The organism is Candidatus Bathyarchaeota archaeon (assembly GCA_026014685.1).
Taxonomy (GTDB): Archaea; Thermoproteota; Bathyarchaeia; order Bathyarchaeales; family Bathycorpusculaceae; genus Bathycorpusculum.
Window position 1 is genome coordinate 39,431 of record JAOZHW010000003.1, and the last position, 16,084, is coordinate 55,514.

Below are 16,084 nucleotides of genomic sequence, written 5' to 3' on the forward strand. Positions count from 1 at the left end.
CAATGTTTAAAGATATACCTGTAGATGTTGGCGTAATCTACGAAGGCGAACGTATCCGCAGAAACGACATGCAAGTCGAACTCGGCGGACCAACAGTCAAACAAAAGTTTGAGTTGGCAAAAGTAAAACCCATGAACGAGATCGAAGACGGAAAAATCACCATCATCGGTCCAGACTTAAAAGACCTAAAGGAAGGCGGCGCATATCCATTCGGCATTCTGATCGAAGCTGCAGGCGCAAAACTCGACGCAGGCCTTGAAGGTGTCCTTGAAAGGCGCATTCACGGCTACCTCAACTACATCGAAGGCTTCATGCACCTAAACCAGCGCTACGACATCTGGATACGCATCGGCAAAAAATCCTTCCAAAAAGGCTTAAACAGCTTTGAACCAATCGGCAAAGTACTCTACCGATTATTCAAGAGCGAGTTGCCAATCGTCGAGAAACTACAGGTTACCTTCATAACCGACCCAGCAAAACTAGACGAAATGACCCCTGCAGCAATCCAAGCTTATGAAGCACGCGATGCAAAAGCCAGAGGCCTCAAAGACGCAGAAGTCAGCGAATTCTACGGTTGCGCACTCTGCCAATCATTCGCCCCAAGCCACGTCTGTGTCATCACACCACAAAGATACAGCAACTGCGGCGCCATCAGCTGGTTCGACGGTAAAGCCTCCGCAAGCATCGACCCCAAGGGTCCAGTGTTCGCAATTCCAAGAGGCGAAATCATAAACGAAGAAAAAGGCGAATTCAGCGGCGTCAACGAAGCCGCCAAGAAACGCAGCATGGGCGAAGTTAACCAAGTTTGGCTCTACACAGCCTTTGACCACCCACACACCTCCTGTGGATGCTTCGAAGCAGTAGCTTTCTACATCCCAGAAGTCGACGGCTTAGCAGTCGTACAACGCAACTTCAAAGGCGCAACCGTAAACGGTTTACCGTTCAGCACCATCGCTGACTCCGCAGCAGGCGGACGCCAAATCGACGGCTTCCACGGAATGTCCATCGAATACATGCGAAGCGCAAAGTTCTTCGCTGCAGACGGTGGATGGAACCGCATCGTTTGGGTGCCTAAAGAAGTTAAAGAAAAAGTCAAAGACTTCATCCCGAAAGACGTCGTCGACAAAATCGCAACCGAAGAAGACGCAAAGAACGTTGACGAACTCAAAGCATTCCTCAAAGCAAAGAACCACCCAGTCGTCGCAAGATGGGAAGCAGAAGCAGCCCCCGAAGCAGCCGAAGCCGCAGCAATCACCGTTAACGAAGAAGCAGCAGGCACTATGATGCCAGTTGCAACAGCAGGTTCACTGCCAATCATGGCCGGCGGATTCAAGATCATACTCAAAGATGCAAAGATCTACGCCAACAAAGTCATCATCCAAACCGTCAAAGACGAAAAGAAGCAATAAAACTGGTGAACTCTACGACTCACCACACTAACGACAAAAAAAAGGATGAGGGCCTGCAGTTAAGCGACGACTTGCTAGCTGCGCTGGCAAAGTTCAAAAAAATCGAGTTGGAAGACTTCCAGCTTGACGCCAAAGAACTGGAAATCCTCTTCGAGCCAGGCATGGCGGCAAACGTCCTGCCAAAACTCAAGCTTCCAGGCATAGCAGCAGTCGGCGGCAAACCAGCCAGCCTCCTCTCATCCCCCTTCCTACCCCCAATCGAGAAGTACCCCAACAGAATCGCAGAAGTCAAACTCGGCGCAACCAAAAGCGAAGGCGGCACACGCGGCAAAACAATCACCATCGGCGGAGAACTCTCTCCAGCTTTCTACACTTTTGAGAACCCAACACCACATAAACCAGCAGTAACCTTAGACGTTTTCGACATGGAAGTCCCCTTAAGCAAAGCCGTCAAGATGCACGTCAAAGACGTCGTCGGCGACCCCGCAGCATGGGCGAAACTTGCAGTCGAAAAATTCGGCGCAGACATGGTAACAATGCACCTCATCAGCGTAGACCCCCTACTCAAAGACGCCACCCCCAAAGACGCATGCAAAACCATAGAAAAAGTCCTGCAAGCAGTCGATGTACCCCTGGTAATCGGCGGATGCGGAGACCCAGTAAAAGACACAGCCTTATTCGAAGAAGTATGCGCACAATTCCCAGGAGAACGCTTCCTAATCAGCTCCGTCACACGCGACATGGACGTCGAAAAATGCGCGAAATTCATCAAGAAAGCAGGCCACGCAGTCCTCGCCTTCACACCAATGGACCTTAACTTTGCACGCGAACTAAACAGACACCTATTCGACAACCTATCACGCGAAGACATCATTATGGACTTAACAACCGCAGCCTTAGGTTACGGCTTAGACTACGCATTCACAAACATGGAACGCGCACGCATCGGCGGATTAATGGGTGACCTTGAATTGGCACAACCCATGAGCTCAGGCACAACCAACGCTTGGGCAGCCCGTGAAGCATGGCTTAAGATGTCAGCGGATTGGGAACCACGCGAACTCAGAGGCCCACTATGGGAAGTCACCACAGCACTCACCTTGCTAACTGCAGGTGTCGACTTGTTCATGATGATGCACCCAGCTGCAGTAAAGACCCTAAAAGACGTCACTAACTACCTGACAGCTAACAAGAAAGCAGACCCAGCCAAATTCCTCGACTGGGTCAAGGTAAAGGCTTAAGGAGACATGACTGATATGGCAGAAAAGAAAAAAGGCGGATTAAAAGAACTCAGCCCAATCGCTATTTACAAGAACTTACCTAAAACCAACTGCAAAGAATGCGGCCAAGACAACTGTATGGCTTTTGCCACAAAGATTGTCAACCGCGAAGTCGAACTTGAAGCATGCAAACCCCTGCTAAAACCTGAATACGCAAAACAGTACGCTACCTTAAAAGAACTCCTAAAACCCGCGGTTAAAGAAGTCGTCGTCGGTGTTGGCGATAAAGCCAAAAAAATCGGCGGCAAACTTGTCATGTACCGCCACGAACTCACATACAAGAACCCAACAGCTATCGCCATAGACGTAACCGACGAGATGCCAGAGAGTGAAATTGTTGCCCGCGTACAAAAGACCGAGAATTTCAGCTTCGAATACATCGGCAACACCCTTAAACTCGACATGATCGCAGTCCGATGCACAAGCGACGACGCAGACAAATTCAAAGCATGCGTCAAAAAAGTCAGCGAAACAACCAAGCTACCCATGATCCTCTGCGCCCTAAACCCACAAGTGATGGAAGCAGGCATCATGGCAGCACCCAAAGCACGCCCACTACTCTACGCCGCAACCGCACAGAACTGGAAAGAAATGGCTGAACTCGCAATCATGTACGATGCACCACTAGTAGCATCTTCACCAAACGACCTAAACGGTTTAGCTTCACTGGCAAAAACCTTGCAGGAATACGGCGTTAAAGACATCGTCCTAGACCCAGGCACCTTCGCAAACGAAGGCTTACAAGACACCCTGAACAACTTTACCATGCTACGACGTGCAGCCACCAAAGCAGGCGACGAACTTGCTGGTTTACCACTACTCGGTATACCTATGGTTGCATGGGCAAACAAAGGCGACACCGCAGACGACCTCATTAAATGGCGTGAATCATACATTGCATCCATGTTGGTTGTCCGCTACGCAGACGCACTTATCCTGCACGGCAACGACGGATGGAGCCTACTACCGCTCGCAGTGCTACGTCAAAACATCTACACTGACCCACGCAAACCAGTCGCAGTTGCACCAGGCCTCAAAGTCTTCGGCACCCCCGACGAAAACAGCCCAGTCATGTTCACAAGCAACTTCGCCTTAACCTACTACACAGTCGCCTCAGACATAGAAAGCAGCAAAACCAACGCCTACCTCATCGTAGTCGACGCAGAAGGTAGCGCTATCGACAGCGGAGTCGCAGGACGCAAACTAACCGCAGACAAAATCGCTGAAGCCATTAAAGCCAGCGGCGTCGAAAGCAAAGTTAAGCACCGCAAAATCATCAGCCCAGGCAAAGCAAGCAGAATCAGCGGCGAAATCGAAGAACTCAGCGGCTGGAAAGTGCTGGTTGGACCACGCGACAGCAGCGAGATTCCGAAGTACATCATCGATAAATGGCAACCATAAACCATTCTTTTCTTCTTTTAATTTTTTATTTGAACTTTTGCTTTATCTATTTTGGAAATTTTAATTTAATTAACTTACAGGCTGTAAGTAAACACACCGCTACACTAAAAGCCGCATCATTATCTTGGTAGCTCCAGAAAACAGGTCCCTGCAGAGGCGGGTCACTTCTTTTACGGCTTTATATAAGGGAGGGGAGGTCAGCTCAGAGACGTCGCGTGGTTTACGCGTCCGCGGATACGTTTTCGTATGCGCCTTTAAATAAGGATGCCTAAAGAAAAACCACAACAGAACACACGTGTTACTCTGGTAGCTAATTGCTTATAACTTCGTGTGGCATTAAATTTCTTGGTGATTTTAATGACTAAAACTGATGAAAACCTAAAAGCTGCGTTTGCAGGCGAATCCCAAGCTAACCGCATGTACCTCGCCTTCGCCAAAGCAGCCGAACAAGAAGGCTTCCCCCAAATCGCTAAACTCTTCAAAGCCGCCGCGGAAGCAGAAACCGTGCATGCCCACAACCACCTCCGCGTGATGGGTAAAGTAAAATCCACCCCCGAAAACCTCGAAGCAGCCGTTTCAGGCGAAACCTACGAATTCAAAACCATGTACCCACAATTCATCGAAGATGCAAAAGCAGAAGGTAACAAAAAAGCGCTGCAAAGCTTCGATTACGCTAACAAAGTCGAGCAAGTTCACGCAGGTCTCTACCAGAAAGCCATAGAAGCAGCCAAAACCAAAAAAGACCTCCCCTCAGCCGACATTTACGTTTGCCCAGTTTGCGGCGACACCTTCGAAGGTACCGCACCAGACAAGTGCCCCATCTGCGGAACACCTAAAGCGAAATTCACAAAAATCGCATAAGGCGTTTATGCCTTATCTTTGTTTTTATTTTTTGATTTTGCACGTAGCGAAGTAGATAAACAAAAAATTTGGAAAAAGAAAGAATGGGTTTAGGCTTTGATTTTTTGAGCAATCTGTTGCCCAAACTCAAAGCACTTCTTCAACTCGTCAGCTGTAGGAACCCACTTTAGCTCTACACCCTGCTCCACAACATCGAAGCCGAATTCTTTAGCCATCTTTTCCATGCCCCGCACTGCGCCACCGCCCCAACCGTAGCTGCCGAAGAAGTACCAGGTTTTGCCTTTGGGTTTTAATCCGCCGATGTAGGTTAAGAACGCGCCAAGCGAGGGGAACATGCCGTTGTTTAGGGTTGGTGAACCGACGATTACGGCTTTTGCGTCCACGATTTCGGTGACGACATCGGTGTTGTCGGTGCAGCGAAGCTTGAGCAGCTTGACTTCGACGTCTTCGCTGGCTAAGCCATCTTCGATTGCTCTGGCCATTTTGTCGGTGCTGCCCCACATAGTATCAAACACGATGACTGCTTTGTTTTTCACACATTTGCCTGTGCACCAATCCATGTAGGCGTTGACGATTTTCATGGGGTCTTTGCGCCATATGACACCGTGACTTGGGCCGATGATGTCGATGGGTAACTTCATGGCGACGACTTCTTGGATTTTCTTAACGATAAGCGGCGAGAAAGGCGTGAGAATGTTCGCGTAGTAGGTGACTGCTTCTTCCATGAGGACATGCTGGTCGACTTCGTCGTCGAAACGTCCGCTACTGGCAAAGTGTTGCCCAAACGCGTCGTTTGGTAAGAGGATTTTGTCTTCAGGGATGTAGGTGAACATGCTGTCAGGCCAGTGAAGCATCGGCGCTTCCAAGAAGGTGAGGGTTTTCTTTCCGAGTTTTATGGTGTCGCCTGACTTTACGATTTCAACGCGCTCGAATTCTGCGCCGTAGTGTTTGATGAGTTCCTCTTTGCCTCTGGAGGTTGAGTAGATTTTGGCTTGAGGCGCAAGTTTGGCGATTATTGGCAGACTGCTTGAGTGATCCATCTCCACGTGGTTTACGATGATGTAGTCAAGTTTGTCAAGGTTCGTGTGTTCTTTGATGTGTTCGACGAGTTCGTTGGCGAACGGAAGCTTTACCGTGTCAACGAGCGCGGTTTTTTCGTCAGAAACTAAGTAGGCGTTGTAGGTGGTGCCGCGGCTGGTGATGTATCCGTGGAAGTCACGTATGTTCCAGTCGACGACGCCAACCCAGTTAACTCCGTCTTTGAGGGTTACTTTGGTCATTGATTTACACTCCAAAACAAGTTGAAAATTTGTTAGAAGACTCATCACTGAAAGCTCTTATATTGATTTCGTCGATGCATGCTTAAACTGTATGGTTATATGCAGGAGCAAACACAATATTTTCCTGTTGCCACCGTAAAGTGTGGAGGAATAATTTTGAGTTTACTGCCTGAAGACAAAAAACAGCTCTTACGGAACGATTTCAAACAGAAACTTGTTGATCCAGTCAAAATCGTCGTTTTCACTCAAGAATTGGAGTGCCGCTACTGTAACGAAACAAGAAAACTAGCCGAAGAATTTCCTTCCTTAAGCGACAAAATTACAACTGAAGTCTACGACTTCGTTAAAGACCAAGATAAAGCTAAAGAACTTGGCATCGAGCGGATTCCCGCGTTGGCGGTCATCGGGAAGCAGGATTATGGGGTAAGATATTATGGTGTACCTTATGGGTATGAGCTCCAGACGTTGATTGAAGCCATAGTTAACGTCTCAAAAGGCACAACTGACCTCTCTGAAAAAACCCGCACCATCCTAAAAGACGTCAAAACACCTGTAAACATCAAAGTCTTCGTCAGCTTAACCTGTCCGCACTGCCCCGGAGCTGCAGCTATAGCCCACAAACTCGCCATCGAAAGCAACCTCATCCGAGCCGAAGTCATAGAGGGCAGCGAGTTCCCCGACTTAACCCTCAAATACAACGTCATAGGCGTTCCCAAAGTAATCGTGAACGATAAAGTGGATTTTGTCGGCGAATTCAACGAAGACCTTTTCGCTGAGCACGTGGTGTTGGGTGCATTCTAAAAAGTAGAATTAAAAAAGGAAAATGATGCGGTTTAGTGGTTGTGTTTGCATCCGCAGCCGCAACTGTGGTCGGTTGGTTCGTCGCCTTCGTGGTGGTGATGGTGCTTGTGGTGCTGGTCCTCTGAGACTTCTGCGCCTAAGTAGAGTTCAGGTTCTTCTTCGAAGGCTTTCTTGCAGCCTAACGCACAAAAATAGTAGGTTTTGCCTTTGTAGACTGTCTTGAACTTTGCTGTCCGCTCATCTACATCCATGTTACAAACTAAATCTTTCGCCATAAATTTTTCACCTCCCAAACCAACGTTATTGTGTTACTTAGAGTTTTGGTTTAAACCGCCGCAGAAGCGACGCATTGGTTACGACGGTAACGGAGCTGCTTGCCATCGCCGCCGCAGCATATACGGGGTCAAAGAGCACGCCTAACAACGGGTAGAATACGCCTGCCGCCAGCGGAATCAAAGCGGCGTTGTAGAAGAATGCCCAGAACAGGTTTTGGCGGATTTTGCGCATGGTAGCTTGGCTGAGTTGTATGGCTACGACTACGTCTCGTAAGTCGTTTTTAATCAGAACTATGTCGCCTGTTTCCATGGCAACATCTGTTCCACTGCCTACTGCGATGCCGATGTTTGCCTGCGCTAACGCTGGAGCATCGTTTATGCCGTCACCCACCATCGCTACCACTTTGCCCTCAGCCTGCAGCCGTTTGATTTCGTTAGCTTTTTCACTTGGCAAAACCTCTGCCAAAACGCGGTCAACGCCAACTTGGGCTGCGATGGCTTGAGCAGTTCGCTGGTTGTCACCTGTTAGCATGATTACTTCCAGTTTCATCTGCTTTAGCGCTCGGACAGCTTCGGCAGAATGCTCTTTCACAGTATCCGCAACTGCGATTAATCCTACTGTTTTGCCGTCAACTGCCATGAGCATCACGGTTTTGCCTTGGTTCTCCAACGCAGTCATTTTTGCTTCAACTTGGTTTATGTCGATGTTGTTGGTTTCCATGAGTTTGCGGTTGCCCAGCAGAACCGCTGAGCCGCTGATTTTGACTTCGACGCCTTGCCCGGGAACGGCAATGAAATCTTCGGGGTCATCGATTTTTTCTCCGTTTGCGGTGGCTTTTTTGACTATGGCTGCGCCTAATGGGTGTTCGGAGTTCTTTTCTGCTATGGCTGCGTACTGGAGAAGTTGGTTTTGTGTTAGGGGTTTGTCGGTTTCAGCGGCGATTATGTCGGTGACTTCGGGTTCGCCTTTGGTTATGGTGCCTGTTTTGTCGAATACGACTGTTCGAAGCTTGTGTGCGGTTTCTAGTGCTTCGCCGCTTTTGATTAGGATGCCGTTTTCTGCACCTTTTCCGACACCGACCATGATGGCTGTCGGAGTTGCCAACCCCAACGCGCATGGGCAAGCAACAATCAAAACGGCAATGAATACGGTTAACGAGAAAATTAGGTTTTCACCGACCAAGAAATACCACGCTAACGCCGACAGAGTGGCGACTGTTATGATGGCTGGAACGAAGTAGCCAGACGCAATGTCGGCTAATCTCTGCACAGGCGCCTTCGAACTCAAAGCGTCTTCGACTAAGCGGATGATTTGGGCAAGCGCGGTGTCTTTGCCGACTTTGGTGGCTTGGAACTTGAGCATGCCCGTCTTGTTCATGGTGGCACCGATAACTTGGTCGCCTTTGCGCTTCTCAACAGGTATGCTTTCGCCCGTGATGACCTTCTCGTCCACGCCAGAGTAGCCCTCAATGACCGTGCCGTCTACTGGGATTTTCTCGCCTGGACGCACAACGATGATGTCGCCGACTTGTACCTCTTCTGCAGGCAACTCGATTTCTACGCCTTCGCGGATGACCCTTGCCGTTTTGGCTTGGAGCCCCATGATTTTGCGGATGGCTTCTGAGGTGCGACCTTTGGCGATGGCGTCTAAGAGTTTGCCTGCTAAAATGAAAGAAATTATCATGGTGGATGTGTCGAAGAAGACTGCTGCATGGTGAAAGATGTGGGGGGCGAAGGTGACTATGGTGCTGTAGATCCACGCTGTGGAGGTGCCCATGGCGATTAGGGTGTCCATGTTGGCGGTTTTGTTGCGTAACCCCTTGTATGCGCCGACGTAGAAGGTCCAGCCGATGATGAACTGAACGGGTGTGGCTAAGAGGAACATCAAGATGTTGGTTTGCTCCATGGGTAACGGAGGGAACCACATCAAAAGCATGATGGGGATGGTTAATGCGACGCTGACCGCCAAGAGCAGTTTGAGGCGTCTGATGTGGCGTTGGCGTGCTTTGGCTTCGGCGTCTTGGACTGATTTCTGCTGAGGCTCAACCACTTCGTAGCCAACGTCGCGGATGATTTTTTTGATTGCCGCTAAGCTGATCTGCTCAGAATTGTACTCAACCAAAACGCGCTCGGTTGCAAAGTTGACGACGGCACTGTAGACGCCTTCTTTGGCGTTGAGTGCTTTTTCTATGGTTTTGGCGCAGTTGATGCAGGTCATTCCACCGACTTGGAGGCTGACTTTTTCATGGATAACTTGGTAACCCGTTTGGGTTATGGTGTCCTCTATGGTTTTCTGGTCGACCACGTCGGGGTTGTAGTCGATGAGGGCTTTCTCTGCGGCTAAATTGACGGTGGCTTGGGTTACGCCGTTGAGTTTTTTGAGGGCTTTCTCTATGGTCCGTGCGCAGTTTATGCAGCTCATACCGCCGATGTTGAGAACGATTTTTTTGGTTTTCTGCTGGCTCATTGGCTTGCCTCCGCTTGTGCCTTGTTGTATTTAGGGTTTCGGCAACGATATAAGTATTTCTTTATAAGATATATCTTTTAATTAAAGTAGTATGCTAAAACCCACCCAACAAACAACAAAACAAAAAAAGAAAACCAAAAAACTACTCTATACGCTTAATGATATGATACCCAAACTGCGTCTTAACCGGACCAGAAACCTGCCCCTTCTGCAACTCAAAAGCCGCTTTCTCAAACTCCTTAACCATCTTGCCCCTTGTGAAGGTGCCAAGGTCACCGCCTTTCTTGCCTGACGAACAAAGCGAAACTTGTTTGGCGACTTCGCCGAATTTTTCGCCTTTGTCTAGGCGGGCTTTTACGTTGTTGGCTTCTGTTAGGGTTTTGACGAGTATGTGGCAACAGTGGACTTTGGTTGACATGGTTAATGGTTAGGTTGGTTTGGCATATAACTCTTACTTGCAGATTTAAAGTTGAAATTGTGGTTTTTTGGTCGATTTTATTGGTTTGGCTAAATCTTTAATGGTGAAGTTCATGGTTGTGTCTGCAGAATTTGCATGTAACTGTAAAAAATCTCACTCGCAAACAAGCTGTTACTTCGAACTTCGAAGTAAGTGGGGCAGATACTGTTAAAGCAAAAGCACCCATAACTGTTAGCTATGGAATCCACCAACGTCATCCTAAACATCGACGAGGAACAAAACCTCGACCGCGCCACAGCAGAGCAACTGGCAAAAATAATCGAGTTTCTGCTCAACATAGAAGACTAAACCGTTTTTAGAAATCGAACATTCAAGTCTAGTTTCTCGGCATTTTCAGGCAGCTCACTATCTACAGAAACTTCCAAAAAAGTGGAGTGAGGGAATTTTGATTCCCTTTAAACTTTGTAGTACTTAGCGTAGATAACTATACCAACAGCTAAGATGCCAATACACGACCCCAACACTACCGCGAAGTCGATTATCACGGTTGGGCTTGTGATCGCTGCGCCACGCAGAAACAGTGAAGTTAAGGCGTCTGTGACGTAGTAGCTTGGAACTGCTTTGCCTGCAACCTCCGCAGCACCCGACAGCGATGCGCCTACGAATGTGCCCAGAAACATTTGCGGTAACAGGAACAGGAAACTCAACCCTGTGGCGGCGCCTGAGGTTTTTGCGATTGACGCGGTGATTAAGCCGAAGCCGACGTTTGAAAGCGAGAACACCAAAACCAGTATGAACGCGAAGGCATAGTCGGGTAAGCCGATGTTGGGTCTGAAGCCTAAAGCATAAACCATCCCGAACATGATTGCGCACTGGATTAGGGCAATAATCAAGTAGGAAGTAACTTGGCTGGCCATGAATTCGGTGGGTGTTGTTGGGGATATGCGTATTCGTTTCATCATGCCGTTTTCTCGGTCGCCAGTGAACGACTGCGCAACTATCATAATCATAAAGACCGAAGCAAACGTGAACATACCCGGAGCAAAGTAATCAAACGCAGAAACCTGCTTCACTTCCAAAGAGGCAGTTTGCAGCTGAATTGGGCTTTGATGGGCTGGCTGGTTTTGGTCAGTGATGCCGTTGAGGACTTGCTGGATGATTGGCGGAATTGCTTGGGTTGCAACCATTGACCCCTTATCCAGGTACAAGGCGACTGTGGCGTTGACCCATTTGCTGGAATCCTCTGGTGCAGCGTAATAGGATGTGATGCTTTCGCTGAAGCTTTCAGGAACAATTATGGCTGCTTGGATTTTTCCCTGACTTAAATCCGTCTGGACAGTTTGATTATCCCCGTATGCAGTAACTTTAAGCATGGTTACGTTCGATAAGCTGTCGGTGAAGGTTTCTGACCATTGGCTGTTGTTTAAGTCGACGATGCCGACTTGATATGTTACAGTTTGCCCGCCGCCAACGCCTCCAAATGACAAACCGAAAGCCAGCACAAACACTACTGGAAACAGGAAAATCATGAATAACGCCGCTGGTTCCCGAACGGTTTTCTTAAGTTCTTTCTTGGTTAACGCAAATATCCTCTGGGTTTTCATTTAGACTTCCTCCCGCATGTTTCTGCCCGTTAACTGGATGAAAACTTCCTCGAGGTTCTTGACGTGGTTTTTCGCGATGAGTTCTTTAGGTGTACCCAACGCGATGAGTTTGCCATGGTCGATTATGCCCACTCGGTTACATAGCTGCTCTGCTTCTTCCATGTAATGAGTTGTCAGGATGATGGTTTTGCCCTTTGTGTTTTGTTCTTTGATGAAATCCCAAACAGCATGGCGGGACTGTGGATCCATGGCTACTGTTGGTTCATCCAGAAATGCAATTTCGGGGTCATGGATTAATGCGAGTGCTAAGCTGAGGCGCCGTTTCATGCCTCCACTGTACTTAGCCGTTAACCGCTTTGCGTCTTCGGTTAGTCCCATCTTTGACAGCAGCATGGTGCTTCTTTCTTTGATGGTTTTTTTGTTCAGGCAGTAGAGGTTTCCGAATAACTCAAGGTTCTCTTTGCCCGTCAAGTAGGGGTAGATTGCGGTTTCTTGGATGCAGACGCCGATGAGCTCCTTGACTTTCTGTGCATCTTTTTGTGTGTCGTAGCCTTTGATTTGAGCTGTTCCACTTGTAGGTTTTATTAGCCCACACATAATGCTGATGGCTGTGGTTTTGCCTGCTCCGTTGGGTCCAAGCAACCCGAAAAGTTCTCCTCTATTAACTTGCAGCGTGAGGTTGTCGAGTGCAAGTTTATCCTCGTACTTTTTTGTGAGGTTTTTGATTGTTATTGCTTGTTCACTCATGTTGGATTTCTCCTGTTGGGTTAATTGGTTTGTGAGAATTTAGTTTCATGTTTACCAGTTGATTACGAAAAGGGCGTTAGTGTTGGCTGTTTGTTCTGTTTTTTACTTTAGTTGGTTAAAAAAGTGGAACTAGGGTATTTCGTCGCGCCAAATAGGGAAAATGGATCCTGCATAGATAACGTTTGGGACCACAAATTGAACTGCAGGGTTTTGCTCTATGGTTTCACGGGTTTCTTTGAGTTCTTTGCTTGTCGGTGTCCAAACCATAAAGAAGTAGCTGTTTGGGATGTTGCTGAAGCTCCAGTAAAAGAGCGTGTTGGGATAGTGCTTCTGGAGAATTTGATTGGCTGAGTTGGGGTTGGAGTCGTTTTTTAGGTTGATGTGAAAGACACTCATTATGTCGTTAGCCACGTCTGGATACCAGTCGATGGAGAATTGCACAAGGAAGTTTTTTGTCATGTATGCAAGTCTGCGGCTAACCGTTTTAGCTGACGCCCCCACTTCTTCAGCGATGTCTGCGGTCGCTTTGCGCGAATTGTCTTTTAGGGCACGGATGATTTTGTAATCTAATTCAGAGTTTTGTCTTAATATTCATCGCTGTAATGTTGGGCGGTATCGGGGAATTGGTTAACCCCACAGTCACTTCGGGCATCTCAGCGTTTTCCCTAACAAAGCGGACAAGACCGTCTAGTTCTGCAAGATGTTTTAAGTAGGCGCCTATGTAGAGGCTGTTTCCTCCCGCGACCGCTAACCAGTAGATCGCGCCTTGCTTTGCAAGTTTAGTTTTAAGGTTGTTTATGGAGTTGGTTTTGGATGTGCCATAGATTAATATGTGGATAGCAGGTTTAGCGACGAGGCTGAGTGTAGTGTTGAAGCGTCGGATTATGCCTAAGTCAATCATGGATTGGATGCGGTTGTGTACGGCGGTTACTGATAAATCGAGTTTTTCGGCGAGTTCGCGGTATGGCATTCTGGAGTTCGCTAAGAGAAGTTGGCAGAGTATGACGTCGTTTTTATCCATGGCTCTATCAGGAGCTATTTAGGCGGTGCCAGTATTTATAGCTCTTAGCAGATTCCCCTTCTTTGGTTTACAGTCAGTTAACTTACCCGTTTTTTTCTATATAATGGAGAGGGGGTCAACGGTAGAGCAGCAGCGTGGTTCCCGCTGCGGGCGCTATAGCAAGATATCGCTACAAACCCACACCTTAAGCCGTAACAGTTATTGAAAAACCCAGATAGCAGTTAACTAAAAAAGGTTGTTTAATAAAAGGGAAATTCTCTCAGCAAATGAGAGACTACGTTTTTACTCGATTACCTGAATTGCACCTTCAGGACATTGTGCTTCACAAGCTCTACAAACCAAGCATTCACTTTCCTTGGTTGGAGTAGCCTTGCCGTTTTTGATTTCATAAACACTGACAGGGCAAGTGTTGACACAAGTCTCGCATCCAGTGCATTTAGGATCGACAACAATTTTTACCATTTTTGTCTTACCTCACTGCTATAGTTTTTCAAAAAGCGGCTGGGTAAAATAAAAGGATTTAGGTGGCACGCCTGATTTTTTCACGTAAACGAGACAGGATTCCGTTTATAGCTGAATCAGCTTTATCTCGCATCTTTTGCGAGTCCGCCACACTGCGCCTGTAGGTTTCAAGCGAAATTTCCCCTTTCCGCCGTTGTGCCTCATAGATTTTTATGTCTTCTTCAGCCTCAGCTAAATCCGCTTCAGCTAAATCCAGTTGTCGCACCATATCCGCATGCGAACCACCTGCAGCCAAAAACACCGCTCTCCAACGATCAACGTTCAATTTCAGGTTTGCTAAGCGGGTTTCCACGGCGTTTCGCTGCAGTTTGTATTGGCTTCTTTGGATTTTGCCCTTCTGAGCCTGCACATCCAACGCTTTGAGTTCAGCAATCGCCAGCCGCTTACTTTCATATGCTTCTAAGAAGGCTTTGAGAGATGCTAAATCGATGGGTTGACCAGCTTTAACTGTCTCGAGCGCTGGGATTTCTATGGGTTGCTCCGCCAGTTGCTGAGACCTTGCCCGATAAGTTGGCTCTTTAGGTCTAATTTTTCTGTATCCAACAGCACCTGCACAAACAGCTACAGCTATCAGTGCAGCCCAAAAGGTCGGTCTAAAAGATACCCAAACAGGGTTATAGCTAAAAGACAAGTGCAGGCTAGTTTGTTGAGGCGTCAAGTTGTCTACGTAGCTTACGCTGTTTTGTGTAACCGTAAGTGTATCTTGGAAGGTTTGACGTATCAAAGTTGAATTTAGGTCCAACTCTGAAACATCTGGGTCAATTATGGTTGCACCTTCAGGCAGATTAAATGTCACCGAAGCGTAGTTGACGATGTAGTGGTAATTGGGGAAGAACTCAAAATTCACCAACGTGTATTGGCCGCCAACCAAAGTGGCGCTCGGCAAGGTATACTGCAATGAGAGGCTGGTGGATTTTTCTTTGTCAATGAAAGCCGTTAAAGTTACGTTCACCAGCGTTGTGCGGCTGGTTTGGGAAAGGGTTTCCCCGAATTGGAGGGCATTTCCGTTTGCATCTTTAACGGCTATGTTTGAGGCTTCAAACGGTAAACTTATCAAGAGAGCACTTACGGGTGAAACAGGGGATTTGCCCGTTATGCGGTAAACTTCTGTGACTGATACTTCACCTTTGGGGTTTATGGTGACTTGGCGATCTAGGCTGTCGACGCTGATTAACTGCAAAGAACCAAGGGGCACTTTAACTGTGGCTTTGCCCACCGAATACGTGTAAGCCGCCAAGTCTGGGGCTAAATAGTTGACTGTGTTAACTTTTTCTCCGTCTCTAGAAATCGTGACACTTGTAGGTGTGCTTGGAAAGGTGACTGTTACGTTGCAGAGTCCAACTGTTTGAGTTAAACTGGGGTAAGCAGGGTAATCTATGGTAAAGTTGCCGCCTCCCCCGTCTTCAACACGACTGTTAGAGAGAACAAACACCACGTTGAAAACGCTTGGAGCCTCTCCGTTGAAATCAACTTCGACAGCGTAGAATCCACCGCGGTCCCCAAGAGGCACACCCAAATGCACTCTAAACATGCGAGTTTCATCATAAGCGAATACCTTGAGAACGTCTACACTGTACTTTAGGGGCAATCCGATGAGAAAACTTTCAGGCACTTGACCTGAAACGTAGATCCTATCTTGCACAATCATGTGACCAGAATACATGACCTCTACGTGGTGATCAACCCGACTAATGCTGTAACCGCTGTCTTGTGCAGAAACCACGCTGCCCAGCAAAAGCGACGGCCCAAAGGCACCTAAAACCAAGATAGCAATCAACAGTAAGATGTGGGGTCGATTCACCGAATTCACCAAACAGCGGTTTAGTTTTAGTGTTAGGTTACGTTGTTTATTTACTTTTACCGACATCTCAAAATGCGTTGCAGGCGAAAACCACGCGACGTCTCAGCGTCTACCTCCCCTCCCTTATTTAAAGACGGAAAAATTCAGTCATCTCGAGGTTAATGGCCCATGCTGCTGTCAGCTGCGGTTATTGGTTT

15 protein-coding genes are annotated in these 16,084 nt (G+C 47.7%); 5 read left to right on the forward strand and 10 right to left on the reverse strand.

What is annotated here, in order from left to right; translation table 11 throughout:
• The first annotated feature begins 2 nt into the window (after window positions 1-2).
• From cdhC to NWE96_01400, 4 genes are all read left to right on the forward strand, one after another.
• Window positions 3-1,409 (forward strand): CO dehydrogenase/CO-methylating acetyl-CoA synthase complex subunit beta, encoded by a 1,407-nt coding sequence (gene cdhC, locus NWE96_01385; protein ID MCW3982631.1) that lies wholly within the window; start codon window positions 3-5, stop codon window positions 1,407-1,409.
• A 5-nt stretch (window positions 1,410-1,414) separates the two neighbouring features.
• The gene (gene cdhD, locus NWE96_01390) at window positions 1,415-2,650 is read left to right on the forward strand and encodes a CO dehydrogenase/acetyl-CoA synthase subunit delta (protein ID MCW3982632.1); all 1,236 of its coding nucleotides are present in this window, start codon (window positions 1,415-1,417) and stop codon (window positions 2,648-2,650) included.
• Window positions 2,651-2,665: 15 nt separating this feature from the next.
• Window positions 2,666-4,090, forward strand: coding sequence for an acetyl-CoA decarbonylase/synthase complex subunit gamma (acsC, locus tag NWE96_01395; protein MCW3982633.1), 1,425 nt, complete (start codon window positions 2,666-2,668; stop codon window positions 4,088-4,090).
• Between the two features lie 357 nt (window positions 4,091-4,447).
• Window positions 4,448-4,951, forward strand: a complete 504-nt coding sequence (locus NWE96_01400) for a rubrerythrin family protein (protein ID MCW3982634.1) — start codon at window positions 4,448-4,450, stop codon at window positions 4,949-4,951.
• An 89-nt stretch (window positions 4,952-5,040) separates the two neighbouring features.
• Here the strand turns inward: NWE96_01400 and NWE96_01405 are convergent, their stop codons facing one another.
• A complete protein-coding gene (locus NWE96_01405; GenBank protein MCW3982635.1) occupies window positions 5,041-6,231 on the reverse strand; it encodes a flavodoxin domain-containing protein in 1,191 nt (396 codons plus the stop codon).
• A 156-nt stretch (window positions 6,232-6,387) separates the two neighbouring features.
• Here NWE96_01405 and NWE96_01410 point away from each other — a divergent pair, with 156 nt between their 5' ends.
• Window positions 6,388-7,032 carry a thioredoxin family protein gene (locus tag NWE96_01410; protein MCW3982636.1) on the forward strand — a complete coding sequence of 215 codons (645 nt, stop codon included), beginning with the start codon at window positions 6,388-6,390 and terminating at the stop codon, window positions 7,030-7,032.
• Between the two features lie 32 nt (window positions 7,033-7,064).
• Here NWE96_01410 and NWE96_01415 read toward each other — a convergent pair whose 3' ends face one another.
• From NWE96_01415 to NWE96_01455, 9 genes are all read right to left on the reverse strand, one after another.
• The gene (locus NWE96_01415; protein MCW3982637.1) at window positions 7,065-7,307 is read right to left on the reverse strand and encodes a YHS domain-containing protein; all 243 of its coding nucleotides are present in this window, start codon (window positions 7,305-7,307) and stop codon (window positions 7,065-7,067) included.
• Between the two features lie 37 nt (window positions 7,308-7,344).
• Complete coding sequence (locus NWE96_01420; GenBank protein ID MCW3982638.1) at window positions 7,345-9,774, reverse strand: heavy metal translocating P-type ATPase; 2,430 nt, start codon at window positions 9,772-9,774, stop codon at window positions 7,345-7,347.
• 142 nt (window positions 9,775-9,916) lie between these two features.
• Window positions 9,917-10,192 (reverse strand): peptidylprolyl isomerase, encoded by a 276-nt coding sequence (locus tag NWE96_01425; protein MCW3982639.1) that lies wholly within the window; start codon window positions 10,190-10,192, stop codon window positions 9,917-9,919.
• 455 nt (window positions 10,193-10,647) lie between these two features.
• Window positions 10,648-11,796: an ABC transporter permease gene (locus tag NWE96_01430; GenBank protein MCW3982640.1), complete on the reverse strand. Its 1,149-nt coding sequence runs from the start codon at window positions 11,794-11,796 to the stop codon at window positions 10,648-10,650.
• The gene (locus NWE96_01435; protein MCW3982641.1) at window positions 11,797-12,543 is read right to left on the reverse strand and encodes an ABC transporter ATP-binding protein; all 747 of its coding nucleotides are present in this window, start codon (window positions 12,541-12,543) and stop codon (window positions 11,797-11,799) included. It abuts the gene before it with no gap.
• A gap of 129 nt (window positions 12,544-12,672) precedes the next feature.
• Complete coding sequence (locus NWE96_01440; GenBank protein ID MCW3982642.1) at window positions 12,673-13,002, reverse strand: hypothetical protein; 330 nt, start codon at window positions 13,000-13,002, stop codon at window positions 12,673-12,675.
• Between the two features lie 112 nt (window positions 13,003-13,114).
• Window positions 13,115-13,564, reverse strand: a complete 450-nt coding sequence (locus tag NWE96_01445) for a winged helix-turn-helix transcriptional regulator (GenBank protein MCW3982643.1) — start codon at window positions 13,562-13,564, stop codon at window positions 13,115-13,117.
• A 282-nt stretch (window positions 13,565-13,846) separates the two neighbouring features.
• Window positions 13,847-14,026, reverse strand: a complete 180-nt coding sequence (locus NWE96_01450) for a 4Fe-4S binding protein (GenBank protein ID MCW3982644.1) — start codon at window positions 14,024-14,026, stop codon at window positions 13,847-13,849.
• A gap of 58 nt (window positions 14,027-14,084) precedes the next feature.
• Window positions 14,085-15,887 (reverse strand): hypothetical protein, encoded by a 1,803-nt coding sequence (locus NWE96_01455; protein ID MCW3982645.1) that lies wholly within the window; start codon window positions 15,885-15,887, stop codon window positions 14,085-14,087.
• Between the last annotated feature and the right edge of the window lie 197 nt (window positions 15,888-16,084).

Bases quoted from the DNA above. Each gene is read 5' to 3' on its own strand.
- NWE96_01440 (MCW3982642.1), bottom strand. From the start codon at position 13,002: ATGACAAAAAACTTCCTTGTGCAATTCTCCATCGACTGGTATCCAGAC.
- acsC (MCW3982633.1), top strand. From the start codon at position 2,666: ATGGCAGAAAAGAAAAAAGGCGGATTAAAAGAACTCAGCCCAATCGCT.
- NWE96_01430 (MCW3982640.1), bottom strand. From the start codon at position 11,796: ATGAAAACCCAGAGGATATTTGCGTTAACCAAGAAAGAACTTAAGAAA.
- NWE96_01420 (MCW3982638.1), bottom strand. From the start codon at position 9,774: ATGAGCCAGCAGAAAACCAAAAAAATCGTTCTCAACATCGGCGGTATG.
- NWE96_01425 (MCW3982639.1), bottom strand. From the start codon at position 10,192: ATGTCAACCAAAGTCCACTGTTGCCACATACTCGTCAAAACCCTAACA.
- NWE96_01400 (MCW3982634.1), top strand. From the start codon at position 4,448: ATGACTAAAACTGATGAAAACCTAAAAGCTGCGTTTGCAGGCGAATCC.
- NWE96_01415 (MCW3982637.1), bottom strand. From the start codon at position 7,307: ATGGCGAAAGATTTAGTTTGTAACATGGATGTAGATGAGCGGACAGCA.
- cdhC (MCW3982631.1), top strand. From the start codon at position 3: ATGTTTAAAGATATACCTGTAGATGTTGGCGTAATCTACGAAGGCGAA.
- NWE96_01450 (MCW3982644.1), bottom strand. From the start codon at position 14,026: ATGGTAAAAATTGTTGTCGATCCTAAATGCACTGGATGCGAGACTTGT.
- NWE96_01405 (MCW3982635.1), bottom strand. From the start codon at position 6,231: ATGACCAAAGTAACCCTCAAAGACGGAGTTAACTGGGTTGGCGTCGTC.
- NWE96_01445 (MCW3982643.1), bottom strand. From the start codon at position 13,564: ATGGATAAAAACGACGTCATACTCTGCCAACTTCTCTTAGCGAACTCC.
- NWE96_01435 (MCW3982641.1), bottom strand. From the start codon at position 12,543: ATGAGTGAACAAGCAATAACAATCAAAAACCTCACAAAAAAGTACGAG.